Here is a 25,225-nt window from a genome sequence, read left to right on the forward strand (position 1 = left end):
CTTCCCTGCCCTGCCTGGTATTTCGGCCTTTCGTCCACGCATTAAAAAGCCCGCGACTGACCAGCGCGGGCTTCTTCATGAAGGCCTGGGATCAGGCCATCAGGAAGCGCAGTGCATCCGCCGCGGTCTGCTCGGGAATCTCCTCCATGGGGATATGCCCGACGCCCGGATAGGTCTTCACCTGGATCCCCGGCAGGTCGCGTTGCCACAGCGGTACATGCTTCGGCGAGATCCAGCGGTCGCGTTCGCCCCACATCAGCAGGGTCGGCGCGACGATCCGGGCGATGCGTTCGCCGGAGGTGCCGAGCTCCTCGCGGTTGACCTTCAGCAACACGCGGAAGATCTCCATCATGCCCTTGCGGTTGCCCGGGCGGCGGCTCAGATCGTAGTAGCGGTCGACCACCCCCGGCTTGATCCGCCCCGGCTCGCCATAGACTTCCTTGATGCCCTGGGCGATCAGCGCTCGCGGCATCCACAGCGGCATCGCCAGGGTCGAGCCGGGCAGCGCCGCCGAGGCGATCATCCACGGCACCTTGCGCATCTGGTAACCGGCCGGATCGATCAGCACCAGCCGCTCCACCCGCTGCGGCTGCGCCAGGGCGAAGTTCCAGGCGATATAGCCGCCCAGGGAGTTGCCGGCGATCGAGGCCTTGTCGATCTTCAGGAAATCGAGCAACTGGCCGAGGATCGCCACCATGCGCTCGCCGGAGTAACGGCTGTCACGCCCCGGCCCGGTCAGGCCGAAGCCCGGTACGTCGAAGCGCACGATGCGGAAGTACGGCGACATCGCCTTCACCCAGTCGTCCCAGGTGTGCAGCGAGGCCACTACGCCGTGGATCATCACCAGTACCGGCTTGTCGCGGCTGCCTTCGTCGCGGTAGTGCAGCGGGAAACCGTCCAGCTCGATGAAGCGCGAGCCGCTGGAGGGTGCGGCGTAGCGTTCGCGCAACGACTCCAACGAGAGAGAGCCGAAGCCCAGCCGGGCGAATCCGACCGCCAGCGGCGGTTGCAGCAGATAGGGTGTCGCGGACATGGACGCACGTCTCCCGTCTTGTTGTTATGACAGGGCATCAGAGCATGGCCACGGCGGGCTGCGAGCCCAACCTAGGTTCTGTAGGCGCGAGCGGCGACTGCCCGGCTGTTACCCTTGCAGTCTCGTCGGAGCCTGGGTGCGGGGACAGAGCGTACCCACCAGCAGGTCGCCGAGCACCCGCTTGACCCGCGGCAGCTCCAGCGGGTCGCTGGCATTGAGCAGCTCCAGCGAAGCCGCCTCCATCGCCCAGATCAGCACCCGGTAGGTCAGCGCATCGTGGGCCGCGCCCTGGGCGCCCAGGCGCTCGGCCCACAGCTCGATAATCTTCAGGTGCGCGCGCTGCCGGTGCGCCGCCAGCGGCGAGCCGGCATGCAGGGCCTCCTCCTGCATCATGCGAATGATCGGACCGACCGCCAGGTGGTAGTCGAAGAACAGCGAGACCATCGCCCGCAACCAGTCCTCGTCGCTGCCGGCCTCGCTGCGCAGCCCGCCGAAGCGCGCCAGCAGCAATTGCACGGCGCTGTGGTAGATGCTTTCCAGCACCTCCAGCTTGCCGGCGAAATACTTGTAGAAAGTCCGCCGCGAGACCCGCGCCGCCTCCAGCAGGTCGTTGACCGTGGTCTCGGCGATCCCCTTGCGGGTGAACACCGGGATCGCCGCGAGCTGGATGTTGGTTCGTTGCAGATGCCCCACCAGCGGCCCCTCGCCCTGCGCCGCCTGGCGCGCCAGCGCGCCGTAGCCGCCGAGGTCCTCGAATACCGCCTGCAAGCCGTCCCACTGCGCCGTTGCCATCCCGTCCGCCCCAATCGAAGCGCGGGGTGACGGCGGCCCCGGCCATCGCTAACCTAGGCCGATCCACGCGCCCCGCAAGGAAAGTCCGTGCCGACCCTATCACGCCGCCTGCTCTGGCCGCTGGCCATCCTTTTACTGGTTCTCGGCCGCCCGCTCGCGGCCGCCGACCTCTACTACCTCGGCCAGCGCATCCCGGACATCCAGAAGCCCTGGGACAGCCACGACTACCAGGTGCTGATCGACGCCCTGAAGAAGATCGAGGAAACCCAGAAGAACGCCCTGCCGCGACGCAGCGGCGAATTCACCGGGCCGCTCTACCTGCGCATGGTCAGCGAGGAAAACTTCCGCCCGCAGCTGAACATCTACAGCCCCCTGGAGATCCGCCAGAACGAGGCCCGCGAAGTACTGTTCAAGCTCAAGGAGCTGATGCGCCTGTACTTCGATTTCCGCGCCGCCAAACAGCCCTACGGCGCCGAGGCGCTGGGCCTGATGAGCTACTCGCTGCGCGAGCAGTCGATCCTGTTCACCCTCACCGTCGAATTCTGGATGACCCTGTCCCAGGCCGAGCAGCGCAACCCCGCGCGCCTGCAGGGCATGCAGGAAACCAAGGCGGCCGCGGCGATGCTCACCGGCAGCGCCCTCGACTACCTCGGCCTCACCGCCCAGTTCGAGCGCCAGGACCTGGTGCTCTACTCCGCCGAACTGGCCAAGGAAATGCCCGAGCTGTTCATCCACCTGCCCTCCCCGGTGCGCGCCCAGTTGCTGGAACGCATCGCCGCTTTCGCCAAGGACCACCCTTACCCCGAGGTCCGCGACAACATGCGCGACCTGCAACCGGTGTTGCAGGCGATCCAGGCCGACGTGGAAAAACAGCTGGCGCCCGGGCGGAACGCCAAGGCACCGGACAAACCCCTGGACCTGAGCCCGCCTCCGGAGGGGAAACCCAGCGGCGTCAAAGGTTTATGAGCGGCGGATTGGACTCTCGCAGCCCTTTGCCGTAGACTGGTCGTCGACCTGTCAAGGTTTTGGGGCCGATTAGGATTCGACGCCGGTAACAAAACTTGAGGGGCATGCCGAGCTGGTAGCAGAACTCGTAAATTCGCTGCTGCAAACTTATAGTTGCCAACGACGACAACTACGCTCTAGCTGCTTAATGCGGCTAGCAGTCGCTAGGGGATGCCTGTAAACCCGAAACGACTGTCAGATAGAACAGGATCGCCGCCAAGTTCGCTGTAGACGTAACGGCTAAAACTCATACAGCTCGCTCCAAGCACCCTGCCACTCGGGCGGCGCGGAGTTAACTCAGTAGAGCTGGCTAAGCATGTAGAACCGATAGCGGAGAGCTGGCGGACGGGGGTTCAAATCCCCCCGGCTCCACCAAACGCAAAAGATAAGCCCCTGATTTTCCTAGTGAATTTCAGGGGTTTTTCTTTTATCCCCCGCAGGTGTCGAGATTTTGTCGAACCGCCCTCTGCGACGCACGGCCAACGCTGAGCACATGGATCGCTTGACCAAGCCTCGCTACGCACCTAGAATTCGGCCTGTCAAAGCAGATGCCACTAACCTCTATGGGTGTCTGCGCGACATACGAAGGGTCCCTGCGGGGGCCCTTAATACTTTCTAGGGAATGGAAATGGACCGACTAGGGATTTTCGTCGACGCCGGGTACCTCTTTGCCCAAGGCTCCCTTGCCATCAGTGGCAATGTCCAAAAGCGCCTGAATTTGTCGATCAACGAGCAAGCAGTCATCACGCAGCTTACTCAGACGGCTGACGAACTTTCCGGCGGCATCCCCCTTCTACGTATCTATTGGTACGACGCGATCGGAAGCAAAGGGCCTACCCTAGAGCAAAAGCGTCTTGCGAACAGCAATAACGTGAAGGTTCGAATGGGCACCCTTAATGGCTCTGGTGAGCAAAAGGGCGTCGATTCCATGATCGTCATCGACATGATCGAACTCGCTCGCAACCATGCAATCACCGATGCTGTTTTAGTATCTGGTGATGAGGATGTACGAGTTGGCGTACAGTTTGCTCAGTCTTACGGCGTACGAGTTCACCTGATCGGCATCGCCGCGGCCACTGGAAAGAACAATCAGTCGCCCAGCCTCGTTCAAGAGGCAGACACACAGGTGAACTGGAACCAAGACGTAATCCAGTCGTTCCTAACTATCAGGCAACCTGTAACAGGAAGAGAACCTGCTGCTAGCCAGTCGGACACACCAGCTGCCCCCTCAGCCGAGCAAAGTGCCCAGCCTGCTGCCCAGGCTACTTCTGCGGAATCGCCTCCGGAGCAAGCACAGGTCGAGGAAGCAAACGCAGCACCTCAATCTGACGCACCAACTGAAGAACACGGCGCTGAACCGGCGGCTGAAGACCCCAACGCAATCCTGGCCGCTGTGGCGGATAGACTCACAAACGAGTTGATAGTTGGCGACCTCAACAAGCTGAAAGAGGTCTTCCAGTCCAGCAACTCTCTGCCTCCAGAATTCGATGGAAAACTACTTTGGCGCGGAAAAACTGCTCTAAGCCGGGCTTTGCAGCCTGCCGAGAAAGGCGTTATTCGGCGTGCATTCCGCGATGCAGTAAAAGCCAAGTAGTCGCCCTCTTCTCCTAGCTCATAGGACAGAGGGACCGAACCTGATGGCATCTTGAAGGTGGTCCGGTGACAGGTGTGCGTAACGCATAGTCATCGTAAGCGTCGAATGCCCCAGAATTTTCTGAAGCGTAAGTATGTTCCCTCCATTCATCATGAAGTGGCTGGCGAAGGTGTGCCGGAGAGCGTGACTGGCCTGTCCTTGCGGCAGCTTAATCGTGGTGCGCTCCAGGGCGCGGCGGAAGGATGTGATACAGGACGTGAACGGCCCATGCATCCGCCAATGCGCCCTTACCCGCTCAGCCAGCTTTGTCGGGATCGGCACGTGGCGTACCTTCCCTGACTTGGTTCCCGCATAAGTCACGACGTTTCCCTGGAGTCGATGCGCGTGGAGCTTTTCGGCCTCGGACCATCGAGCACCGGTAGTTAGGCAAAGCAGCGTCACCAGCTCCGTATGCGGGTTATCGCAACGGTTACGGATCGAGTCCAGCAGCTCGCTAATCTGCTCAGTGGTGAGCCACGACAGTTCCCGCTCTTGCAGCTTGAGCAGCTTCACCCCGGCCAGCGGGTTGCCGTAGTCGATCTGACCCAAATCCTTCAGTTCATTGAACACCGCACGGAGGTAGTCCAGTTCGTTGTTCAGGGTCTTCCCGGATATCCCCTCCTCCAGCCGCTTCCGCCGCAAGCTCGCATACAAAGACGCATCCAGGGCCGTTGCCACCGGGTCCCCCAATCGAGCAGCCAATTGCAGCATTTTGGACAGCCGCCGAGGCGCATCACGCAGTGAGTGCCCATGGAGGTCGTACCAGAGTTGCACTAGCTCGGAGAGCCTGCGGCGATCCTTGGGCTTGATACTCCAAGCCGGACTCTCGATGCACTTCTGCCGCACCGTAACTTCGAAGCGTTGAGCCTCGCCCTTGGTCTTGAATCGTCTGCGAAAGCGCTTGCCCTTGATGGGTTCGATATCAGCTAGCCAGCGTCCATCCTCCAGCTTCGTGATTGCCATCAGACGGCGTATCCCCTTCTCAAATAGCGGTCTGAGATCAGGTTCTTGATGTGCTTTTCAAGGTCTCGCCGAGTCCAGCCTTTCGCTAAGTAGTGGTCTTCGATCACGTGCCAGAATTCGAGGCTGTAGGCGGACTCAATCGCCTTTTTTGCGGGGATACGCTCGCGTGCGATCAGGCTGATGAACTGGCCCAGGAACATCTCGCAGTTCTTGCCGGAGAAGCCCATGGCTGTCTTGCGATAACGCCGATACTCGACACGCTCGATGAGCGGATCGGCCTCTACCTGGACCTTCACGTCTTGCATTATCAGGGTCCAGAACGGGTCATGCTGAGTACGTAGACCGAGTAGCCGATACGCCTCGCAGCCGTACACCCAGAGGTGATCGAGGTGCTGGGAGATACCCTCATAGGTCCGGGTGCCAATCACGCCGCCAGAGGCCTTTACGGAGCCCTGAGCGAATTGATTGATGATGGTGTGGTGGTAGCGAAACTCGATGCGCCAGACCGGCTCTTTGGGGTTGTAGGCTGCGTCGCTGTCACCAAACGGATTGCCGTTGTGGGTGGACCAGACGGCGTTCCAGTAATCGAGCTTGTCGGTAGCGCGGGCCTGTAGCGACTTGTTGTAGACCGCTAGCTGGATGCCTGTCGGCGAGCCGAACATATAGGTTTCACCACGTCCGTAGACCGAGGCGTTGCCGTTGAACTCGATGCGGTCGATGCCGCTGATCTGGCGTACCCGATTGGATCGGCAGTACATGCGATCCACGATGTTCTCTTTCGGAGTCCAACCTTGCACGTCCAGGGCGATGTGGACGGCACACTGGTTGGGCTCGCAGTGAGTCATCACCGCCGCAGCGAGTGAATCCATGAGTCCCTGGAGCGCCTTCGGGGCCACACCATCAATCGCATGCGGAGAAACCTCAATCTTGAGGTGAGAACCGATGCTCTCCAGCTTCATGTTGTGGTTCTTGATCAGCAGGATCAGGCCGAGGTCTGCATTCTGCAGGCGGAACTGATACCCGGAATCGCGCCCGACACGCCCCTTGGACCATTCGTAGCCGGCGAACTCAACGATAGGTTCCTGGGAGTCGAATAGCGCGATAACTTCGGGGCGAATCAGTCCGTTGTACAACTGGCGGACGGTATCCACGCCGCAGCGCAAAACGCGAACCCCGGATAGGTCGGTCATTTTCGCCGTATAGGCGTCGATGAAGAGGCGGCCACGCGGGGAGTCGATGATTTGACCGTCCGGTTGAACTAGCAGTCGACGTTGATCACTGAACTTTGCCATCTGAATTCTCCAACGTTATCCATTAATGTCCATTTCACTGCGTGTGTTGTTAGACGTGTTACAGGGACGTCGCCGCGCCTTCGGCCTACCGCTCATGCCTTGCGCTCCCGGCCGGCGTCGCGGCGAACGTCCAACACTCCAGTTGCACCGGACTGACCCAACAGGAGGGGATGGTGGGTTGCTTGAGCGGAGCGCCGCCGCACAGGAGGTAGGCCGTCAGCACGAGAGCAACGACGTTGATCAGTCCCTCTAGGCTCATCGCGTTTTCCTCGTTTGCATTTCCTGGGCATGAGCGTGCCCGTCGCTGGAATACAGGCGCTCGCGCCGGTGATTCAGCGTTCGGAAATGGTGGAATTAAGAGGCTTTGGAACGGGGCTCTGGGGCGCGCCGCTGTGGTTATCTCACCACAAAATCAGGTGCTGGAACGGGGCTATGCCGAAGGCGAATGGGGCCGGAAACGTAGTCCAACACTATCCAGTTAAGTCCATTCACTCCGCTCGGATATGCACGACCGGCATCGCCCAACACCAAGGGCTCTGCCCTTGTCATCCCGCTCTTGCCGCCGAGGGCTCGGGAGCGCGGGGCGGAGAAGCTGCCCCACGCTCACCGGCCAAGGCTGGTGACGGGCATGCGTTCAAGGGTTCGCTGCGCCCGTGCTTCCGTTCGCCGGAACGGTGGGGCTGTTCCGACGAGCCGGGAGCGCGGCCCTTGAGCGCGGATCTTTAGGGTGGGCGATGCGGTCCAGTACGTTGCCGGAACCATGCCGGTCGCGGTGCCGCATCACCCGAATCGTGCGAATGTCGGACCAGAACAATTCGTTCGGATAGCGCCCCTCGCCGTTGGCCGCGACGACGAGGAAGTAGGGATCACTGTGAACGCCTTCGAGTGCCAGGACGATGCCGACAACATGAAGAAGACACCAGAGCGGCTCGGGGTCTTGTTCCCACACCAATTCGAAGAGAACGGTTTGCCCCAAGTAGGTCAGGGCGCTTTCGGTATCCAGGGCGACGCGGTTGCTAGTCATCGTTGTAATCTCCCGCTTCGAAATTCTCTTTGCCGCTGAGCAGATCGGCGCGGAAGCGCACCATGTTCACCACCTGCATTTCCCCCATGGTGGTGCTAGGGATGGTGCCGTTACGCACCCATTCCTCAGCTTCTTCAACCCTCACGCCGCACATTTCGGCGAAGGCCGGGATGGTGCAAATGTCGGGGCTCGATTGGTGTTCGCTCATAGGGGCAACTCCTTTTCCATAAGCTGGCTGGTGAACAACGCGACGTTTACCAGCACGTGCTTGCCGACCTTCTCGTGAGGGATATAGCCGTTGCGAATCCACCCCCAGACCACGTCATGGCGGTCGCCCATGCGAATCCAGTCGGCGAACTCTCTCCAGGGCATCACCGGAGGCGGGCTCGAAAGGTCTTTTTGAGACGGGTTGAGTCCTTCTACATTCATGGCCTTTGCTGCACTATGCTGGTCAATACTGGCAACAGCTAAAGTCAGACTGACTCTAGCTGGAATGAAGCATATTCAGCTCAAGTCAATTTGACTAGAGTTTATTTAGATGAATAAGTAATGATCAAACAGCGCGTCATAACCATTCTGTCGTGGTCCGATATCCGACTTCCCAAACTCGAGGAGCTAACCGGTATCAGTCGCTACACCTGGAGCAACCTGAAGAACCCTTCCAAGAACAGAGAAATCAAGGAAGAGGAGATTCTCGCGATTGCAAAGGTTTTCCCGCAGTTCCGTTGGTGGTTGCTGACTGGCGAAGTGATGCCAGAGGTGGGGCAAACCAGCCCTGACTACGAGGACGCGAATCGAAGTTTGGCCAATCAAGGCGCGGGGTGACGCTCACCACTAAAGTAAGCAAACGCTGGTACGCATGGCGCTCCAGCGGTCGGATGGTGGAAAAAGAAGAGGCTAGGTCTGGCATTCCTGTGATCAGGCAGCCTCTCCGCAAGCAGGGACGTGACGTGCATGGAAAAGCGCGAGACTGACGAACAACTCAGAAGCTTGAGTTTCGACATGGACGAGGAAATCGACGATCGCAACGAACGTCGAGGTCAAAAAGACAACGATACAGTTCCAATAAAATTCAATGAAGTTGGACAGCGTAAGAGTATTAGTCGAGTGTCTATTCTAAAAGAAATAGAGAGCACCTATGGAGCCTTTGAAACCCTTAGGGAAAGTGCACCAGCAGATAAGCTCGGGGTTTTCTCAAGAAGCCAGCATGACAAGTTGGCAAAAATATTTGACAAAGGTAATTATCTATCGCGAATTGAGTGGATAATTCGCCACTATTTGGCCTCAAAAAAAATGACGCTAGCTGTATTGTACTTTACACAATCAGAGGAGTTAGAGGGGCGCGGAATGAAGAATCTTTCATTTTATGCCTGCTACTATTCCTTATTCAGCGTCCTATCTGCAAACATGCTATTGGCTGCGGACTTTAAGCTAGAGAAGGTTAGGGAAATATCACACACCGCCGTCTCCAAAGAAATACTCAACTATTTCGTAAGGTCCGGAGTGTACAAAAAGGACGTTGTAGATTTGCTGGAGGAGCTTAGATTTTGTAGAGAACTATATAGCTACCACCTCCCTATATCTGGCGACGTCTTGAGTGGAAGCTCCGCTCTGAACGTGGAGTCTCTCCAAAGCCGTCTTAGCGAAGTTCTTCCTGTATGCCTGCAAGTGCTCGAAATGCAGTCATATCTTTCATACTATGCGTGGAAAAAAATAGTAAAGGGCAGACTCGAGCTTCGGGGTGAATATGCACGGGAAATTGATGAGCTGTTTGACTCGGTAGTTCACCGAAAAAGCGACTCTGGATTTTCACATCTAGATAGAGGGGATTACGGTCTTCTCGGGTATTTTCTAAAATCCGGAGAGCCGCTACCTATCACTTGGCTAATCAACGACAAGGTATTAGAGGAAGTTGAATGTGCATGGGGGGACGAGCCTGAGGATGGGTATCAGATAAGCTCAGTATCAAGTTATATGTCTAGAGTTACCGGCGCATTCTGAAATAATTAGGGATATGGTAATGCATGACTTCGATGAGCTTGCCTTTCGCTGTACAGATTTCACCCTGCAATCTCTATCTGATGCAAACGCAAGAGTTACTCGCGAATTAATTAAGAGTGGATCAACCACCCTAGTAAAGTCACTCCAGATGATACAGCTACAAAAAGCAATATTTGCAGTTGGGATGTTTTCTATGTTTGAGGCGTACTTGCAGGGTCAGCTAAACTGCAAGGATAGATTCAAAGCAGCTCGAGAGATTTTAGAACAAGATAAAGAGAACGGACTGAAAGAAAGGTTTGATGATGTGGCAGCCGCAATAAATGTGCTAAAACACGGAAGCGGGCGTAGTTATAATTACCTGCTAGACAACTCTCAGAGACTGCCATTTAGAGTTAGAGCACCAGGAGGTCAATTATTTAACGAAGGTGACATATCTGAGGTAATGATACTTATCGATGTGGATGACGATTTCGTAAGGCTTTGCAGTGAGACTATTAAAAGAGTTTCAGTCCACCTGCGTGGGCGGAGCTTTTCCTAAGTATCTATTGCATTCTTTCCCCAGTAGAGTGGGCTTGCATTGCAGTTTTCATCAAGCCAAGCCTGATACCCTTCTATGCAGGGTCCTCCTAAGTTAATAGTCAGCTCGACGCCATATAGAGCAAGGACAAAGTAAAACTCTCCGTGGCGTGTGTGTAGGAAGTCGTATTCATGAACTTTTTGCCCTTCTGATCCATGTATGTGTTCACCCTCATTGGCATCGTATATGCGCCTTGAGAAGTGAGGCCAGTTTTTTATTTTTCCATATCGTGCATGATCTCTGATTGGGTCAAACTCTTTTTCCTCAACGATATAGTCAATCCCGCCCTCCGAGTCCAATAATCTCTGGGCCATGGCCTCTAGCGCTACTTTTGCAAGAAACCTGGACGTCAATTCTGACTTTGGGATTCCAGAGCCTATAGGAAAATATAGTTTTAAGGGTGTTCCACTATCGGCTAGCTCAAATAGCTCTGGGCTCAGCTCAATTGACATTACTGATTCGTCTTTATTTAGCATGCGTTGAATCTTAACCGGATGGCTGGAGCCTAGTATCGCGCCGCTGATTGAAGGGATTCTGCCTTTTTTGCTTGGTATAGCTTGGTGAAATCTAAGTTCTTCAATCTCGGGAGATCCCAGGAATTGCCTTTCCACCTTTCGGGAGAAATAGTTGTTGCACTTGTCGCAAACAATTCCGGGAGGCAAAATTTGTTTGGTATTCCAGAGGCTTTCGGGGATTATGTGTTCAACGCTCTTTGAGTTTTGTGAGTCTAGCTTGCAGAAAATACACCTCATTGAAACACCGCCTAGTAGGCCATCACTGTTGTTTCGAAAGCTACGGCCTGAGCCTAGAGCCGTCTAGCTTCGTGCCGAAAAAATGTTGAAATTATTAGCCGACGCTTGCCTCGAATAGCCGAAATGACGAAACGAAAGGGCTGATCGCGCTGACATTGCCCCCGAAGCACCATCAACAACCACGCCAAAAAGCGGGTTCAAATCCCTATCTTTTTGACACATCTAGCGCTTTAAATGCGGCTACGTGGCCTAGCGAAGATGCCAGATCAGCAGGTGTTAACCCATTGGCATCCTTGACGATCTCAGCACCGAGTTCGAGAAGCAATGCTACGGCCTCGGGGTGATCCTGCTCTACAGCGCAATGAAGTGGAGTAAAGCCAGTCTCTCCAGGCAGGTTGATATCAGCTCCGGCGGCGACAAGAACGCGTATGGCTTCGCAGTCACCCCAGCAGCTGACGACATGCAGCGGAGAGTCGCTCCAGCCATTTCGATAGTGAACGGAGTCAATCTGGTGCTCGAAGAAGTCGGGCACTGTCGCAATTTCCGAGAAGATATCCTGGAGTGACCGCATGGGGTTCGTAGCCTAATCAGTCCTTGAAAACAGCAAGCCTTCACTTCGAAGGCGGCCTGGATGCGCCTAGCCTAGCAAGATCCTCCCGTTGTGCGAGTCGAAAAAGTGTCGAAATTACTTGCCGCCACTTGCTACTAATGGCCTATATGACCCTGCTGAAAGCCCCTATTTCTGCGGTGTTAGCCAATAATGACCATCAATGGCCAAGCCCAAAAACGGGTTCAAATCCCCCCGGCTCCACCAAACGCAAACGATAAGCCCCTGATTTTCCTAGTGAATTTCAGGGGCTTTTTCTTTGCCCAGTTCCTTGCCTGCTCCTCCAGCGCCGGGCCTTTCCTGTTGCCGGCTCGCCTTGCTGCTCCCTCCCCTACCGTGACCGGCACCCGGCGAGCTTCGCCGGCCCGCCCTTTTGGCTGCGGACGCGTGGAATGATATTTCCCGAATCTGTTAATGAGACCGTTCGATTCCGCCGCCAACAAGGTTCTGGAACGCTGGCAGGAAAACATTCATGGATTCAGGTTCGAAACTCCCCGTCCAAGAAAACGAGCCTCCGAGAAACCGACGCATACTTTTCGTCAAGCACAGAAAAAGAATTTGAGCTAGACACTCACTACCAGGGTAAGCAGGCGTCTTATATCCCTGGAAAGCGAAACCTAAAACAGAGATTCCAAAACACGATAAACCGGCCTCCACAGACGCTCGAAGGACAAGAAAAATGAAAAAGGAACCGAAAGGAGCAAAAAACAGGATAGTCATCGCCAAAGATGAGAAGAACGTTCTGACCTGCACCAGCGAAGGGTTCGAATATACGCCAGACATCGTCAAGAACGTCTACGGAAAGAGCAGCCGACCCGCACTGGAAGACTGGTTCCTGACGGAACTTGATTTCTTTCGCAGGTATTACCCGGGATACGAGATTTTCACCCTCGGCTCCAGTTGTGTCTTCGGCGAAAAGTTCGTGAACTACCTGACCATCTGCGAATTCGACATAGACAGTACCTACGCCTTCGACTGTCTCAAGAAGGCCCTGAGGGAGTCCGACCAGGCCATTAGGCGGAAACTCTCCGCCATGTGGAAATGGGACATGGCCGCCAGGAAGGACTGGAGCATCGTCTTCATGGTCGGGCACATGGACTTCGCCTACTTCCTCCAGCACAGGAAGGAGTTCCAGGGGGATGCCCATAAGCGCTTCATGAGTACATTCACCACGGCGGAGACGAAAATCACCTCTCGCGACTACAAGGTCATGCATGACGGCGCGATCCTGCCCTTCGACGAAACGGCCCTGTCGCCGGAAGACAGGTTCATTTTCGAGAACTATCAAAAGATAAAGTTCGAAACCACGCCACTATGAAGTTAACGGACAAAAGCGAAAGGCGCCCGGCCGGACGCCTTTCGCCAATAAACCCCAGCCACTCGCCAGTTGCTTTCAAGAACTTCTACGAAGTCCAGGAGTTCCGACTCCTGGCCGACTCTTCCAGAGTTCCGCAATAAAACTACAAATCAAAAATATCCTCAGACTGGATGCTTGAAAAAACACCGTTGGCAACGTTTCAATTCCCACCATATCTTCCGCATGGATCAGTGGGAAAACTCATGTCACTACAGTCTGAAATGCTCGTGGAGCAGAAAGTTTCCAACGCCCAGAAATCCACCGGCACCGCCTATCTTCTGTGGTTCTTCCTGGGCGGTTTCGGCGCACACCGCTTCTACCTGGGGAAAACCGGCACGGCGGTTACCCAACTGATCATCACACTGATCGGTTGTTTCACCCTGTTCCCCCTGATCATTACCGGCATCTGGTGGATCGTCGATGCCTTCCTGATTCCCGGCATCATCCAGGGCCATACGGAACAGACCCGCCGCGACGCCCGGCTGGAAGTTGCAGCGCTGCAGGTAGCCGGCGCTTCCGTGTCGCACCCTCAAGACTGACCGGCGCACCTCGCTACGGTCCTCGGCGGGCCGGAGAAGAAACCGATGCCGGGAGGTGGGACAAGGAGAAGTCCCCTTCTGCGTTTCTTCCGCTGGCGATAGGTGCCGACTCGCTCAATCCCGAATTGGCCGCCAGAGCGGCCAGCACATCTCACTGATGCAAGGACCCGCACATGAGTGGAAAACCCGCCGCCCGCGTCACCGATCCAACGACCTGCCCAGTGCCAGGGCATGGCAGCAACCCCATCGTCCAGGGCTCTCCCGACGTCGTTTTCGACAGCCTGCCGGCAGCACGGCAAGGCGACGCCTCAGCCTGCGGAAGCCCGATGATCTCAGCCGTTTCGTCGACGGTACTCATCAACGGCCTGCCGGCGGTGACGCTGGGTAGTATCGGGGCGCACGGCAATGTGGTGATCGGCGGCTCGGGGACGGTACTCATCGGCGACGTCTTCACGCCCGCCCCGCGCGCTCCCGCCCTTCCCCCTAACCGCAACGGCGTGCCCTGTTCCGGGCGCTTCCAGCTCATCGACCACGAAACGGGCAAGCCCGTCGCCGGACGCCGGGTCAGGGTCTGGTCGAGTGGCGGCTGGAATGCGTTCGACACCACGGATGCCGACGGCATGACCTCCTGGATCGAGCGCCCCACCGCGGAGATCCTCTACATCGACCTGGTGCAGAGGTGCGACGCATGAGCGACCAGCCCAGCCTGTCCCGGGGAGGCATGAGCCCCGAAGGCAGGACCAACCCCGTCGGCACCCTGGAACCCAGGCTCGATCCGCAGGACAAGAAGGTGCTGTGCTCGGCGGTCTGCCATTGCAGCAGCACGCCCAACCTCAGCCAGGATGGCAAAAGCCTCAAGCAGGCGTGCGTGGCACAGCGGCTGGGAGAGTTGGACGAAGTTCTCCAGGGACGCAGCCCCTACAAGCCCGAGGTCAGCTACGACATGACCAAGAACCCACCGCAGCCGACTCTCGATAGCCAGACCGGTAACAGTCCACATGGCTGGATACCGGGATGGATCAGCAAGTATTGGGATGAAGATCCGGAGCATCCGCCGTTCAAGCCAGGGAAAGGAATGATTCGCAGGCCCGACGTGATCATCGTTCAGAATCCCAACAGGCCGCCAACCCAGGACAATATCAAACAGGTGGTGGAGATGAAGTTTCCGCCTGACCCACATAATAGGGAACAACTTGAGGATTATGCAGCGATTGCCGGCAACAAGAACAAGATTGTTGAAATGAAGCCCTCCGACTGCGACTGTGGCCAGGAAAATCAACGATCCAAGGTGCCAGTAGAGCAAGTAGGGTGGGCCGCCGCCATCGCAGGTGGGGTGATGTTCGTCTTGACCCGAGGCCGTTCCCCTCGCCCGATGATTCCCGCCTATTGATCAAGAGGAAAAGCCCATGGAACAGCCATTCGATCTGGCCGCAGAGTTAGCCAAGCAACCCCATCTGCTGGAAATAGCCGGCAACCTGTTGATGAAGGGCGGCCCCGAAGACTATATCGGTGCAGTGCTTTGCCTACGCGGCACTCTCTACTTCAAAGAGGCCCATACCCCTCTGGTACGAGAGTCATTATGCCAATGCTTCGATGAGTTCAAGCGCCTGGCAGAGCCCCACCTCACCCGGCTCTGGCGTGAAGAGCCTGCACAAGGAAAGCCACTGACCGCATACCGTGACACCCAACCACTGCGCGAGATGATGGGGGCAATGGATGAAGACGATCATCTCAGCTTCTGCTACACCAGCGGCAAGAAATCCCGCGATGCAGGCGCCTGGCTGTTTGATATTTACGGCAAGCGGAGCTGGCAAGCCAAAATGGGGCATGATCTTAGTGTTCTGGAGTTCTCCGTACCTCTGCTATATCAAGAGCAGCAGCCATTGGATTTCCTACAGCTATTTATCGACTTCGCACGTCGACTAGAGCCTGAGCAGGGGTATGCGGGGCATGCCTACAATCTCTCGCCGACCAGTTGGGACAATGACGAGCCCTCCGAAGCCTTTATGGCGGCGCGTATGCCGGGTTTGGATGTAGGGACGGCTTGTCTGTTGGCCAATACTCCCGAGTTCAAACCTACAAGAATCAAAACTGTCAGTTGGCTAACCCTCCTGAACAACGAGCGCCTGGCGCTGGCCGGCGGGCTCGATGCCCTGCGTGCGCAACTGCCCTCCAGCCACTTTGCCTTCTACCGCTACGGCGATGGCGTGGTAATCCAGGCCGGTGCCTATCCCTATATCGCGGGTGATGCGGAAGACTCCAGGCCCGCTCCGTATGTGCTGCTGAACCACGCGCTCAAAGGCATTCGCTATGAAACCATCGGCTCGCTACACGGCGGCTCCCACGACGGCGAATTGCGGCTGGTGGGCTGGGCGGCCGATCAATGGCTGAAACGGCTGGATGTGGAAGACAGCGAGATTCCCCGGTGGCGCGACAAACTGCTCAGCGCTGAGCCTTGCCTGGACGCGACGAATACGCTGCCGGAGCGCCTGTAGGGGCTTACGTTTTCTGGGATCAAAAGTGCTCGTCAAGGCTAAACTCCCTATGAGGCGAGCCTGACAGAAAAAATATCTGCCCCTCACAAGAGTGCTTATAAGCAAGAATTCAACCTATCTAATCGTGCCTTCAATATCACCCAAACAGTATCTATTACTTATTATTCAACAACCATCCCCCTTTAATAGATTCGCAACTCGAAACCCAAACTCAAACTCAAAATCTGTCTTCCTTACACCTTACTAAAACTTCTTCAAACCCATAAGACCATCTCCATTGGCGTCATTTACTTCTTATCGGTGATATCTAAAATACCTTTAAATTGGAAACAGCTCTAAGGCTTTGAAGTTGAAGAACTGTCGTAACGAATAGCCTTAGGCGCCCGCCTCTTCGATATCCGCGAAGTTGCTGATTTTCACCGCGCCATCCGGGAAGCGTGCGATAACTTCCAGCTGGCCACCCATGGCTTCGATGTGGCTGCGCAAGGTGGAGATGTACATATCCGTACGCCGCTCCATTTTGGCAATTGCCGGCTGCTGCACCTGCAGCACTTCAGACAGCATCTTCTGCGACAAGCCTCTAGCCTGGCGCAACTCATTCAGGGGCATTTCAGCCAACAGTTCCTGGGCCTTGGCCTCGACGCGGGCCTGTGCCTCAGGCGACATTTGCGCCCGAAGGTCGGAGAATTTCTTAACCATCGATCAGTCCCTCCTCACGGAGCTGGTGCAAGTGTTCGTCATAGAGGCGGTCGGCAATGGGCACGTTCAATTCGTACCAACGATCATCGCCAGTCTTGTCGCCACCGATCAGCAGTATCGCGGAGCGTCTGGGGTCAAACGCGTAAAGCGTTCGGAAAGGTCGCCCGCCGTGTTGAGTCCGTAGCTCTCTCATATGGCCATGGCGGGAGCCATTGATGCCGCTGCTGTGGGGGTGCCCCAAGGATGGCCCCCGCTCCTCAAGCAAGCGAACCGTCACAGCTAGCGACTCCTGCTCATCCTCGGACAGAGAACCCCACCAATCACCGAACTCGTCGGTGTACTCGATATCCCACGCCACAAAATATAACCCCCAGGGAATATTCCATCAAAGGAATCCTACTTAAAGAGACCGCTTCCCGACAACGGACAGAACGCACGGAGTCCTGAAGACGATCCGGCGCCAGACGGACGAACCAGGACCAGCGAGGCAGCCTCATTCCGTGTGTCGAAAAAGTGTCGAAATTACTCGCCCATACAGGCCGGCATAGCACAGAGCTTGGCCCGTCCCCTCCGATCCAGCCCCAGTCCTGCCCAGCCTTGGCTATTTATGACCATTAACGAGAACGGGCCGGGGGCACCGCCTCCGTCGGTTATCGGTGTCTGCGTGCGTATTCCGCCTCGAACAGCGACAGCAAGGAGCCGGTGATGCGGCAGGTGCTTTCACCGGGTTCTTCGGTTTCGTCGAGCAGGTCGAGGACGCTCAGCGTTCCGATCGCCGACTCCAGACGGGTGCGGGCGGTGTCGAACAGATCTTCGCTGGCTGCGCTGCAGTCCAGGTAGAGGGTGGCGCAGCCGGGATGCTGGTTGCATTGCGAGGTGCGTCGCAGGGGGATGAAGGTGGAAGGGGACTGTGCGGTGACGGTTTTGCCCGGACAAGGTGCCGCTCGGGCAAGGTGCGAAGCGCTTCACAAAATGCCAAACAGAGGGCGAGCGCATCCCATCGCCAACACGCAATCGCCTTGAATGGCCGCTTCGATTCCTCGTCATGCGGGGATGCCGTGCTCGGCTCCAGCGCATCGCCACCCACACCGGAAACCCTATGCCCTACCGCGTTCTCCTGCTCATCCTGGCCCTGACGCCCGCCCTCGCCTCCTCCGCCACCCTGGACGAACGCCTGGGCGACCTTGAACACGCCTTCAAGCCCGACCTCGACGGGACGACAAGCGCAAAGCCGGCCAGCCCGCCGCCGGAGCGGTTCAAGCTGGCGCCGCTGGGCAGCGTGGTGCGCAAGAAAGAGTGCGCGACATCGAGCCTACCGGACGAGCAGTCCAGCTGCGCGGCGCTGGAGTTCTGCACGGACTGCGCACAGTAAGGTGGAGCGCCGGCAATCTCACTTGGCGAACAACTGGCCCATGTCGCGGAAGCTCTTGAACTCCAGCGCGTTGCCGCAGGGGTCGAAGAGAAACAGCGTGGCCTGCTCGCCGACCTGGCCCTTGAAGCGGATGTAGGGCTCGATCACGAAGCGGGTGCCGCGCTGCTTCAGGCGTTCGGCCAGGGCGTGCCAGTCGTCCCATGCGAGGACCACGCCGAAGTGCGGCACCGGCACGTCGTGGCCGTCCACCGGGTTGCTGCCGGCGTGGCGCTGGGAATCGGTCTGCGGATGCTGGTGGATGACCAACTGGTGGCCGAAGAAGTCGAAGTCGACCCAGTGCTCGGCGGAGCGGCCTTCGCTCAGGCCGAAGACCTCGCCGTAAAAGCGCCGGGCGGCGGGCAGGTCGTGGACGGGGATGGCGAGGTGGAAGGGCATCAGGCTCATGGCGCGGTTCCTCTGTGGGTGTGCCGGGATTATTTGCCGTGCCGATTTCGATGGAAAGCGCATAATATTTCGCCTGAGCAACATTTTTTTCGAGGCTTGGATGATCCGCGAACTCCGCACCCTGGTCGCCGTGGCGCGCCGGGGCTCCTTCGCCGCGGCGGGTGAACAGGTGGGGCTGACGCAGTCGGCGGTGAGCGCGCAGATCCGCGCGCTGGAACGCAGCGTCGGCGTCGAGTTGTTCAAGCGCACGCCGCGCGCGGCACACCTGAACGAGGTCGGGAGGCAGGCGGTGCGTACGGCCGAGCAGATCCTCGCGCTGTTCGACGGCATCGGCCAGGGCGACAGCCCGCGCGGACGCCTGCGCATCGGTGCGGTGAACACGGCGCAGACCGGGCTGCTGCCGGAGGTGCTCAAGCGCCTCGCCGAACAGGCGCCACACATCGAGCCGCAGGTGGTGCCGGGCGTCTCGCTGCACCTGCTGGACCAGGTGGACGCCGCCGAACTGGACCTGGCGATCCTCATCCGCCCGCCGTTCAACCTGCCGCGCGGGCTCTCCGCGCAACGGGTCGAGCGCCAGCCGTTCGTGCTGATCGCGCCGCCGCAATGCACTGCGACGGATGCGCTGGAATTGCTGCGCACGCAACCGTTCATCCGCTACGACCATGTGTCCTTCGGCGGTCGCCTGGTGGGCGATTTCCTCGAGGCGCAACAGCTCAGACCACGCCAGGTGATGGAGCTGGATGAGATCGACGCGATCGCGCGGATGGTGGAGAACGGTCTCGGCGTGGCGCTGCTGCCCCGGGCCGGGCTGTGGCTACGCGAGCCGGCGCGGGTACGGGTGATCGAACTGGGCGCGCTGGAATTCCAGCGCGAGCTGGTGATGGTCAGCCGCAGCGGTTCGGCGCAGGACGACCTGGTCGGTGAATTCCGCCGCGCCCTGCTGGCCGAGACGGCGGCTCAGGAGGCCGCGCCGACCACCGCGTAGCGCGGCGCCGGGCGCGCCAGCTCGCCGAGGAAGGTCCACAGGCGTTCGGCCTCGCCGGGTAGCGGCAGGCGGCGACGGATCAGGGTGTAGCGCAACGGCACGTCGAAGCGCTGGCCGCCGGCGCGCACCAGGCGACGGCTGGCGAGGTCCTCGCGGACCAGGGTATGCGGCAGCCAGGCGACGCCCAGGCGCGACTGGGCGAAGAAGCGCAGCCCCTCGGTCTGGCTGGAACTGTGATGGCGCTGGAGGAACAGGCCGCTGTCGCGCAGCAGCGGTTCCAGGGCCCAGCCCAGGTGGCATTCCTCGGAGTAGCCGAGGAACGACAGCGCTTCGGTCTGCAGGCGGTCGAGATTGAACAGCGGCTGGCCGGCGGCGTCCGGCGCGCAGACCGCCACCAGTTGTTCGTGGCCAAGCTCCAGGCGCTGGAACTCGGCTTCGCTGTCGATGCCCAGGCGGCGCGACACCGCCTCGCCTTCGTCGAGCAACGCCACCACGTAGTCCACCGAGCCGTCGCGCAGGCGCGACAGGCATTGCGGCAGGTAATCGCAGTCGACGCTGAACTTGGCGCTGCGGAAGTCCGCCTGCAGGCGCGGAATCCAGTGCGGGAAGAACACCGAGGAGAGGATGTGCGGGGCGCAGAAACGAATGCGCCGCTGGGCGTCTTCGTCGCGCTCGCGGATCGACTGGCGCAGGTTGTCCAGGGCGCGCACCGCGTCCTGCGCCACGCCTTGCAACTGGCGGCCGGCCTCGGTCAGTTCGAGGGCGTGCTTGTGGCGCTCGAAGACCGGCGCGCCGAGCCACTGTTCCAGGGTCTGGATACGCCGGCTGAGCCCGGACACGGAGACATGGCACTCCTGCGCCGCACGGCTGAAGCTCTTGATCCGACAGAGGACGAGGAAGTCCTTGAGCATCACCAGGTCGATCATCGTTGCGCGTTCCTCAACGGTCGGGCGTTTTCAGTCTACTTCGCGCGGCGGTGCCTGTTGCAAGGCTAAAGTTCGGTTTGTTTTGCCGATTTGGCAAGCAGCTCGTCGACTCCCGCAAAACAGACCGGGAAAACCGGCCCACAGTAGTGAGGTCGCGCTTTTCCAGCCATCGACCCGCCCGAGCATCGTGGCCGGGCGGGTCCGCCACGAGGACAGGACCATGCAGACATCCCCCGCTCCGGCCATCGTCGCCGGCGGCGCCTACCAGCCGGTGGTGCTCCACGCCGGCATCGCCTACGTCAGCGGCCAGTTGCCGCGCCAGCACGGCGAGCTGCGCTGGACCGGCAAGGTCGGCAGCGAACTCGACCTGGAACAGGCCCGCCAGGCCGCCCGGCTCTGCGCGGCGCGCTGCCTGCAGGCGCTGGAGGAGGCGCTGGGCGGCCTGCAACGGGTCGAGCGGCTGCTCAAGGTGACCGGCTACGTCGCCAGCGCGGCGGGTTTCGTCCAGCAGCCGGCGGTGATCGATGCCGCCAGCGAATATTTCGACGAGGTGCTCGGCGCGCGCGGCGGCCACGCCCGCGCCGCCGTCGGCGTGGCCGAGCTGCCGCGCGGCGCCGCGGTGGAGGTGGAACTGATCGCGGCGGTGCGGCCATGAGCGCGCTCTTCCCCGCCGCCCCCGACGCCTTCGGTGCCGACGAACTGCTGCGCCTGCGCCGCGAGACCCCGGCCTGGGGCAGCTACGCGCACTTCGCCCATGGCTCCGCCAGCCTGCCGCCGCAGGTGCTCTACGACGCCCTCGACAGCTGGCTGGAAGCCGAGCGGCGCTGGGGCGTGCAGCGCGCCGCCGAGCATTTCGCCGAGCCCTTGCTGGCGGTCCGCGACAGCGTCGCGCGAGTGCTCGGCACCCAGCCACGGCACATCGCCCTGCTCGACTGCGCCAGCCGCGCATGGTCGGTGGCCTTTGCCGCGGCCCTGGCCGCCCATCCACGGATACGGGCGATCAGCAGCTTCGACGAATACGGTTCCAACAGCCTGTGCCTGCTCGCCGCGCGCCAGCAGCGCGGGCTGGAGCTGCGCCTGATCGACGCGCGCGGCGACGCCGCACAGCTGTTGCAACGGCTCGACGAGCAGTTGCACGACCTCGCCCCCGGCCAGACGCCGCTGCTGTCGCTCAGCGCGGTGCCCACCGGGCATGGCGCGGCTACCGCGCTGGAGGGCGTGGCCGAGCGCATCCGCGCCCATGACGGGCTGTTGTTCCTCGATGCCAGCCATGCGGTCGGCCAGTTGCCGCTGGCGGTGGAGGCGATCGGCTGCGACGTGCTGGTGTTCCCGCCACGCAAGTGGCTGCGCGGGCCAAAGGGACTCGGCGTGCTCTATCTCGGCGAACGCGCCCTGGAGCGCCTGGCCCTGCCCGACGGGCTGGACGTCGGCGGCGCGCAATGGAGTGACGCCTTCGCCTTGCAGGCACGGGATGACGCGCGGCGCTTCGAATGCTCGGAGTTCAACCCGGGGCTGCGCCTGGCGCTCAAGGCCAGTTGCGACTACCTGTTGCAGACCGACGTCCGGCGCATCGCCCGGCGCAACCGCCAGTTGCGCGAACGCATCGCCCAGCAGCTCTACCGCCGGCTCGGCTGGACGCCGCTGGAACAAGGGCCGCACGCCAGCGCGTTGATGACCTACGCGGCCCCCGAACTGAGCGGCGAGCAATGGTTGAAGCGCCTCCACGCGCGCGGCGTGAACGCCTCCTACATCGGCCCGCAGTATGCCCGCTGGGCGCTGCGCGAGCAGGCGCTGCCGGGGGTACTGCGCCTGACTCCGCACTACCTGACCGACGACAGCGAGATCGAGCGCCTCGGCGAGGCCCTGGAGGATTGCCTGCGACAGCGCGCCGCCAGTTGAGCGACCTTGCGCGAATGGCAACATTGCGCCGCCGTGCCGGCGGTTGGCGCAACGCCGGGCGATTTGCGCAAGGTCTTTGTGCCGGCGGCAACGAGCGTTGCCGAATGCGCCGCGCACGGCCGCCGCCATGCGGTTTAAATCCCTCTCGTAGAACAACGCATAACGATCCCGCCAGCGACATCTTTCACCTGCCTGAGACACCGACGACTTTCGACGCCCTGGGCAGCCTTTCGGTCCGCCGCGGACCGCTCCGCCCTCAATGGAATGATGAATGGAGGAAAGACGACCATGACCGGATCCCGGAAAACCCTGATTCTCGGATGCGCCTCCACCGGCGCCAAGTTCACCCCGCGCAACCACGCCGCCACCGGCGACCGCCTGCTCGACAGCATCTGCACCGGCGCCACCATCCGCACCGCCCCCGGCGAACTGCTGGACGAAGCGCGCCAGCTCTACGAGATGGGTTGCCGCTACTACCACTATCACGCGCGCAACCCGCTGACCCAGGAACAGACCACCGACAACGACATCTACCAGGCGGTCAGCCGCGCCCTGCAGAACCGCTTCCCCGACCTGATGTTGAGCTTCGGCGCCAGCCGCAACGGCAGCGAGGTGCAGGAGAACATCCGCCGCTTCGGCGAGTGGGAGCGGGTCAGCCACTGCGCCATCCCGCTGCACCTGGGCGGTGCGCACTTCGTGACGATCCAGGCGGCCATCGAATTGCAGGTGATCTGCGAGCTGGAGAAGCAAAGGCGCAAGCTCGACCTCGACTATGCCTCCAGCCCGGCCTTCCTCGCCGACCTGCGCGACTACCAGCCGTCGACGGCGCTGGAAAAGGCCGAGTTGCAGACCCACTCCACCAGCAAGGGCGCCGACTACGGGGTGACCTCGCCGATGACCCAGTTCCAGGTCTACCGCAACGCCATCCAGGCGCGCCAGAAGCTCGGCCTGTTCCACGAGGTGGAGTGGGTGCAGCACGTGCGCAGCTACGCCATGACCCGTTTCGCCGTGGAGCACCCGCGCCTGCGCCTGGGTGGTTCCGGCCAGTTGAACGTGATCCTGCTGTTCGGCTTCTCGCCACGCCTGCCGTTCCCGGAGACCTACCAGCAGTTCCGCGCGGTGATCGAGAGCGCCAAGAGCCTGGAGTACGACATCGGCGAACCCGGGGTGCGCAAGCGCAAGGTCAGCATCACGGTCGGCGCGGCGGTGATGCCGCAGCATGCCGCGCAGCACTTCCGACCGCTCGACGTCGGCCCTCGCGCCGGCACCCCGCTCTGCGCGCTACGCCGGCTGGCCGCCTATGCCGCGCAGGCGGACAGCCAGGTCGACGTGCTGCGGGTCGGCATGGAGGACACGCCCTACGCGGTGGACGATGACGGCCAGGTGACGCTCAGCGACAACTGCCAGTTGCTGCGCCAGGCTCTCGACGAACTGCGCGCCAACGGCGCCGAGGCCGAGCTCGACGGCGAACGGATCTTCCAGCGCATGGGCATGGAACGCACCCTCGGCGAATACCTGTCGCTGCAGCGCCTGCATCCGCTCGGCGAAGCCAACTTCACCCTCGCACGGGAGTTCGTCCAGTGACCGCCGCCCTCGCCGCGAACCCGACCCAGCGCTACCGCTGGGTCATCCTGCTGATCGCCACCTTCGCCCAGGCCTGCGCCTGCTTCTTCGTCCAGGGCATCGGCGCGATCGCCGTGTTCATCCAGAACGACCTGCAACTCTCGTCGCTACAGATCGGCCTGCTGGTGTCGGCGGCGCAGCTGGTGCCGATCGTCGGCCTGCTGGTGGCCGGCGAGCTGCTCGACCGCTACTCCGAGCGGCTGGTGGTCGGCCTCGGCACGCTGATCGTCGCGCTGGCCCTCTGCGCCTCGCTGTGGGCCACCGACTACCTGACCATCCTGCTGTTCCTGGTGGTCGTCGGCGCCGGCTACAGCACGGCGCAGCCGGGCGGCAGCAAGTCGGTGTCACGCTGGTTCGCCAAGACCCAGCTGGGCTTCGCCATGGGCATCCGCCAGGCCGGGCTGCCGCTGGGCGGCGCGCTGTCCGCCGCGCTGCTGCCGTACCTGGCGGGGATCTACGGCTGGCGCAGCGCATTCCTCGCCGGCGGCCTGGTAGCGTTCCTCGGCGCGCTGGCCTTCATGCTCTTCTACCGCACCCCGCCGGACGCCCCCGCGCCCGGCGCGAACCCCGCCGAACGCGACCTGGGCGCGGTGGTGAAGTCGCGGCTGGCGATGATCACCGACCCGGCGATGAAGAACATCGTCTGTTCCGGGGTGGCGCTGATCTCGGTGCAGTACGGCATCCTGGTGTTCACCGTGCTCTACCTGCACGAGACCCTGGAGATCGGCATCGGCATGGCCGCGACCCTGCTGTTCGTCGCCCAGGGCAGCGGCGTCGCCGGGCGCATCCTGCTGGCCGCCTGGAGCGACCGCTGCCGCGCCGGGCGCTACTTCCCGGTGATGGTCTGCCTCGGCGCGGTGATCCTCGGCCTGCTGGCGCTGGTCCTGCTGCCCCTGCAATCGCCGTTGGGGATGGGCCTGGTAGTGGCCTGGCTGGGCTTCTTCGGCTTCGGCTGGTACGGTCCCTGGGTGGCCTATGTGGCGGATACCGCGCCGGTCGGCAAGACCGGCTTCGCCCTCGGCCTGGCAATGGCCATCAACCAGTTGGCGATCGTTCTCGCGCCGCCGGCGCTGGGGCTGCTCAAGGACTTCAGCCACAGCTTCGTCCCCGGCTGGCTGGCGCTCTGCCTGATGGCGGCGGTAGCCCTTGTGGTCACCGCCTGGAGCGGCCGCGGCCTGCCCACCGCGCTGCCACAGAAGCACTGAAG

The 25,225-nt window shown here is 60.5% G+C and carries 30 protein-coding genes and 1 other RNA gene; 17 read left to right on the top strand and 14 right to left on the bottom strand.

Going from position 1 to position 25,225, the window contains the following annotated elements; genetic code table 11:
* Positions 1-91 precede the first annotated feature (91 nt).
* Positions 92-1,033: an alpha/beta fold hydrolase gene (locus tag ACM0M4_RS22505; RefSeq protein WP_003085798.1), complete on the bottom strand. Its 942-nt coding sequence runs from the start codon at positions 1,031-1,033 to the stop codon at positions 92-94.
* 108 nt (positions 1,034-1,141) lie between these two features.
* Positions 1,142-1,825 carry a TetR/AcrR family transcriptional regulator gene (locus tag ACM0M4_RS22510; protein WP_003120766.1) on the bottom strand — a complete coding sequence of 228 codons (684 nt, stop codon included), beginning with the start codon at positions 1,823-1,825 and terminating at the stop codon, positions 1,142-1,144.
* 87 nt (positions 1,826-1,912) lie between these two features.
* Here ACM0M4_RS22510 and ACM0M4_RS22515 point away from each other — a divergent pair, with 87 nt between their 5' ends.
* The 3 genes from ACM0M4_RS22515 to ACM0M4_RS22525 all read left to right on the top strand — a co-directional run bounded on the left by ACM0M4_RS22515 (position 1,913) and on the right by ACM0M4_RS22525 (position 4,424).
* Positions 1,913-2,791, top strand: a complete 879-nt coding sequence (locus ACM0M4_RS22515; RefSeq protein WP_003109435.1) for a hypothetical protein — start codon at positions 1,913-1,915, stop codon at positions 2,789-2,791.
* Between the two features lie 61 nt (positions 2,792-2,852).
* Positions 2,853-3,205, top strand: a transfer-messenger RNA (tmRNA) gene (gene ssrA, locus ACM0M4_RS22520).
* Positions 3,206-3,458: 253 nt separating this feature from the next.
* Positions 3,459-4,424, top strand: a complete 966-nt coding sequence (locus ACM0M4_RS22525) for an NYN domain-containing protein (RefSeq protein ID WP_023110322.1) — start codon at positions 3,459-3,461, stop codon at positions 4,422-4,424.
* An 18-nt stretch (positions 4,425-4,442) separates the two neighbouring features.
* Here ACM0M4_RS22525 and ACM0M4_RS22530 read toward each other — a convergent pair whose 3' ends face one another.
* The 5 genes from ACM0M4_RS22530 to ACM0M4_RS22550 all read right to left on the bottom strand — a co-directional run bounded on the left by ACM0M4_RS22530 (position 4,443) and on the right by ACM0M4_RS22550 (position 8,171).
* Entirely contained in the window at positions 4,443-5,426 is a 984-nt protein-coding gene (locus ACM0M4_RS22530; RefSeq protein WP_023110323.1) for a phage integrase, read from the bottom strand.
* Complete coding sequence (locus ACM0M4_RS22535) at positions 5,426-6,718, bottom strand: hypothetical protein (protein ID WP_023110324.1); 1,293 nt, start codon at positions 6,716-6,718, stop codon at positions 5,426-5,428. Before ACM0M4_RS22535 ends, ACM0M4_RS22530 begins: the two co-directional genes overlap by 1 nt.
* Before the next feature lie 634 nt (positions 6,719-7,352).
* On the bottom strand, positions 7,353-7,742 hold the full coding sequence (locus ACM0M4_RS22540) for a hypothetical protein (protein WP_023110325.1): 390 nt from the start codon (positions 7,740-7,742) through the stop codon (positions 7,353-7,355).
* A complete protein-coding gene (locus ACM0M4_RS22545; RefSeq protein WP_023110326.1) occupies positions 7,735-7,950 on the bottom strand; it encodes a hypothetical protein in 216 nt (71 codons plus the stop codon). The genes ACM0M4_RS22540 and ACM0M4_RS22545 overlap by 8 nt, the downstream gene beginning before the upstream one ends.
* The gene (locus tag ACM0M4_RS22550) at positions 7,947-8,171 is read right to left on the bottom strand and encodes a hypothetical protein (RefSeq protein WP_023110327.1); all 225 of its coding nucleotides are present in this window, start codon (positions 8,169-8,171) and stop codon (positions 7,947-7,949) included. The genes ACM0M4_RS22545 and ACM0M4_RS22550 overlap by 4 nt, the downstream gene beginning before the upstream one ends.
* A 120-nt stretch (positions 8,172-8,291) precedes the next feature.
* Here ACM0M4_RS22550 and ACM0M4_RS22555 point away from each other — a divergent pair, with 120 nt between their 5' ends.
* The 3 genes from ACM0M4_RS22555 to ACM0M4_RS22565 all read left to right on the top strand — a co-directional run bounded on the left by ACM0M4_RS22555 (position 8,292) and on the right by ACM0M4_RS22565 (position 10,281).
* Positions 8,292-8,567, top strand: coding sequence for a hypothetical protein (locus ACM0M4_RS22555; protein WP_023110328.1), 276 nt, complete (start codon positions 8,292-8,294; stop codon positions 8,565-8,567).
* A 177-nt stretch (positions 8,568-8,744) separates the two neighbouring features.
* Positions 8,745-9,743, top strand: a complete 999-nt coding sequence (locus ACM0M4_RS22560; protein WP_023110329.1) for a hypothetical protein — start codon at positions 8,745-8,747, stop codon at positions 9,741-9,743.
* 19 nt (positions 9,744-9,762) lie between these two features.
* Positions 9,763-10,281: a hypothetical protein gene (locus tag ACM0M4_RS22565; protein WP_115288850.1), complete on the top strand. Its 519-nt coding sequence runs from the start codon at positions 9,763-9,765 to the stop codon at positions 10,279-10,281.
* Here ACM0M4_RS22565 and ACM0M4_RS22570 read toward each other — a convergent pair.
* A complete protein-coding gene (locus tag ACM0M4_RS22570; RefSeq protein WP_023110330.1) occupies positions 10,278-11,072 on the bottom strand; it encodes an HNH endonuclease in 795 nt (264 codons plus the stop codon). The two genes, ACM0M4_RS22565 and ACM0M4_RS22570, sit on opposite strands and share 4 nt — an antisense overlap.
* Before the next feature lie 205 nt (positions 11,073-11,277).
* On the bottom strand, positions 11,278-11,643 hold the full coding sequence (locus tag ACM0M4_RS22575) for an ankyrin repeat domain-containing protein (RefSeq protein ID WP_079280594.1): 366 nt from the start codon (positions 11,641-11,643) through the stop codon (positions 11,278-11,280).
* A gap of 715 nt (positions 11,644-12,358) precedes the next feature.
* On the opposite strand from ACM0M4_RS22575, the gene ACM0M4_RS22580 reads away from it, so the two are divergent.
* The 5 genes from ACM0M4_RS22580 (at position 12,359) to ACM0M4_RS22600 (ending at position 16,070) form a co-directional block, all read left to right on the top strand.
* On the top strand, positions 12,359-12,997 hold the full coding sequence (locus tag ACM0M4_RS22580) for a hypothetical protein (RefSeq protein ID WP_003119439.1): 639 nt from the start codon (positions 12,359-12,361) through the stop codon (positions 12,995-12,997).
* A 242-nt stretch (positions 12,998-13,239) separates the two neighbouring features.
* The gene (locus ACM0M4_RS22585; protein WP_003119438.1) at positions 13,240-13,575 is read left to right on the top strand and encodes a TM2 domain-containing protein; all 336 of its coding nucleotides are present in this window, start codon (positions 13,240-13,242) and stop codon (positions 13,573-13,575) included.
* 173 nt (positions 13,576-13,748) lie between these two features.
* On the top strand, positions 13,749-14,267 hold the full coding sequence (locus tag ACM0M4_RS22590) for a PAAR domain-containing protein (RefSeq protein WP_023116049.1): 519 nt from the start codon (positions 13,749-13,751) through the stop codon (positions 14,265-14,267).
* Complete coding sequence (locus tag ACM0M4_RS22595) at positions 14,264-14,965, top strand: VRR-NUC domain-containing protein (protein WP_044266417.1); 702 nt, start codon at positions 14,264-14,266, stop codon at positions 14,963-14,965. Before ACM0M4_RS22590 ends, ACM0M4_RS22595 begins: the two co-directional genes overlap by 4 nt.
* A 16-nt stretch (positions 14,966-14,981) precedes the next feature.
* Positions 14,982-16,070: a DUF3396 domain-containing protein gene (locus tag ACM0M4_RS22600; RefSeq protein WP_015647858.1), complete on the top strand. Its 1,089-nt coding sequence runs from the start codon at positions 14,982-14,984 to the stop codon at positions 16,068-16,070.
* Positions 16,071-16,445: 375 nt separating this feature from the next.
* On the opposite strand, the gene ACM0M4_RS22605 is transcribed toward ACM0M4_RS22600, so the two are convergent.
* The 3 genes from ACM0M4_RS22605 to ACM0M4_RS22615 all read right to left on the bottom strand — a co-directional run bounded on the left by ACM0M4_RS22605 (position 16,446) and on the right by ACM0M4_RS22615 (position 17,662).
* The gene (locus ACM0M4_RS22605; RefSeq protein WP_003085668.1) at positions 16,446-16,769 is read right to left on the bottom strand and encodes an XRE family transcriptional regulator; all 324 of its coding nucleotides are present in this window, start codon (positions 16,767-16,769) and stop codon (positions 16,446-16,448) included.
* The gene (locus tag ACM0M4_RS22610; RefSeq protein WP_003111825.1) at positions 16,762-17,127 is read right to left on the bottom strand and encodes a type II toxin-antitoxin system RelE/ParE family toxin; all 366 of its coding nucleotides are present in this window, start codon (positions 17,125-17,127) and stop codon (positions 16,762-16,764) included. The genes ACM0M4_RS22605 and ACM0M4_RS22610 overlap by 8 nt, the downstream gene beginning before the upstream one ends.
* A gap of 292 nt (positions 17,128-17,419) precedes the next feature.
* Positions 17,420-17,662, bottom strand: a complete 243-nt coding sequence (locus tag ACM0M4_RS22615; protein WP_042115131.1) for a hypothetical protein — start codon at positions 17,660-17,662, stop codon at positions 17,420-17,422.
* A gap of 206 nt (positions 17,663-17,868) precedes the next feature.
* On the opposite strand from ACM0M4_RS22615, the gene ACM0M4_RS22620 reads away from it, so the two are divergent.
* Complete coding sequence (locus tag ACM0M4_RS22620; protein WP_003085667.1) at positions 17,869-18,141, top strand: hypothetical protein; 273 nt, start codon at positions 17,869-17,871, stop codon at positions 18,139-18,141.
* Between the two features lie 18 nt (positions 18,142-18,159).
* Here the strand turns inward: ACM0M4_RS22620 and ACM0M4_RS22625 are convergent, their stop codons facing one another.
* The gene (locus ACM0M4_RS22625; RefSeq protein ID WP_003085665.1) at positions 18,160-18,585 is read right to left on the bottom strand and encodes a VOC family protein; all 426 of its coding nucleotides are present in this window, start codon (positions 18,583-18,585) and stop codon (positions 18,160-18,162) included.
* 100 nt (positions 18,586-18,685) lie between these two features.
* Here ACM0M4_RS22625 and ACM0M4_RS22630 point away from each other — a divergent pair, with 100 nt between their 5' ends.
* Entirely contained in the window at positions 18,686-19,570 is an 885-nt protein-coding gene (locus ACM0M4_RS22630) for a LysR substrate-binding domain-containing protein (protein WP_003085663.1), read from the top strand.
* Here the strand turns inward: ACM0M4_RS22630 and ACM0M4_RS22635 are convergent.
* Positions 19,543-20,496, bottom strand: coding sequence for a LysR family transcriptional regulator (locus ACM0M4_RS22635; RefSeq protein ID WP_003085661.1), 954 nt, complete (start codon positions 20,494-20,496; stop codon positions 19,543-19,545). The two genes, ACM0M4_RS22630 and ACM0M4_RS22635, sit on opposite strands and share 28 nt — an antisense overlap.
* A 220-nt stretch (positions 20,497-20,716) precedes the next feature.
* Between ACM0M4_RS22635 and ACM0M4_RS22640 the strand changes: the two genes are divergently transcribed.
* The 4 genes from ACM0M4_RS22640 (at position 20,717) to ACM0M4_RS22655 (ending at position 25,223) form a co-directional block, all read left to right on the top strand.
* The gene (locus ACM0M4_RS22640; RefSeq protein ID WP_003116494.1) at positions 20,717-21,151 is read left to right on the top strand and encodes a RidA family protein; all 435 of its coding nucleotides are present in this window, start codon (positions 20,717-20,719) and stop codon (positions 21,149-21,151) included.
* Positions 21,148-22,395, top strand: a complete 1,248-nt coding sequence (locus ACM0M4_RS22645) for an aminotransferase class V-fold PLP-dependent enzyme (RefSeq protein WP_016561575.1) — start codon at positions 21,148-21,150, stop codon at positions 22,393-22,395. The genes ACM0M4_RS22640 and ACM0M4_RS22645 overlap by 4 nt, the downstream gene beginning before the upstream one ends.
* A 288-nt stretch (positions 22,396-22,683) precedes the next feature.
* Complete coding sequence (locus tag ACM0M4_RS22650; protein WP_003159598.1) at positions 22,684-23,979, top strand: 3-keto-5-aminohexanoate cleavage protein; 1,296 nt, start codon at positions 22,684-22,686, stop codon at positions 23,977-23,979.
* A complete protein-coding gene (locus ACM0M4_RS22655) occupies positions 23,976-25,223 on the top strand; it encodes an MFS transporter (protein ID WP_003085654.1) in 1,248 nt (415 codons plus the stop codon). The genes ACM0M4_RS22650 and ACM0M4_RS22655 overlap by 4 nt, the downstream gene beginning before the upstream one ends.
* The last annotated feature ends 2 nt before the right edge of the window (positions 25,224-25,225 follow it).

The organism is Pseudomonas sp. 18-147, from assembly GCF_051048045.1.
In the GTDB taxonomy this organism is placed as follows: Bacteria; Pseudomonadota; Gammaproteobacteria; order Pseudomonadales; family Pseudomonadaceae; genus Pseudomonas; species Pseudomonas aeruginosa.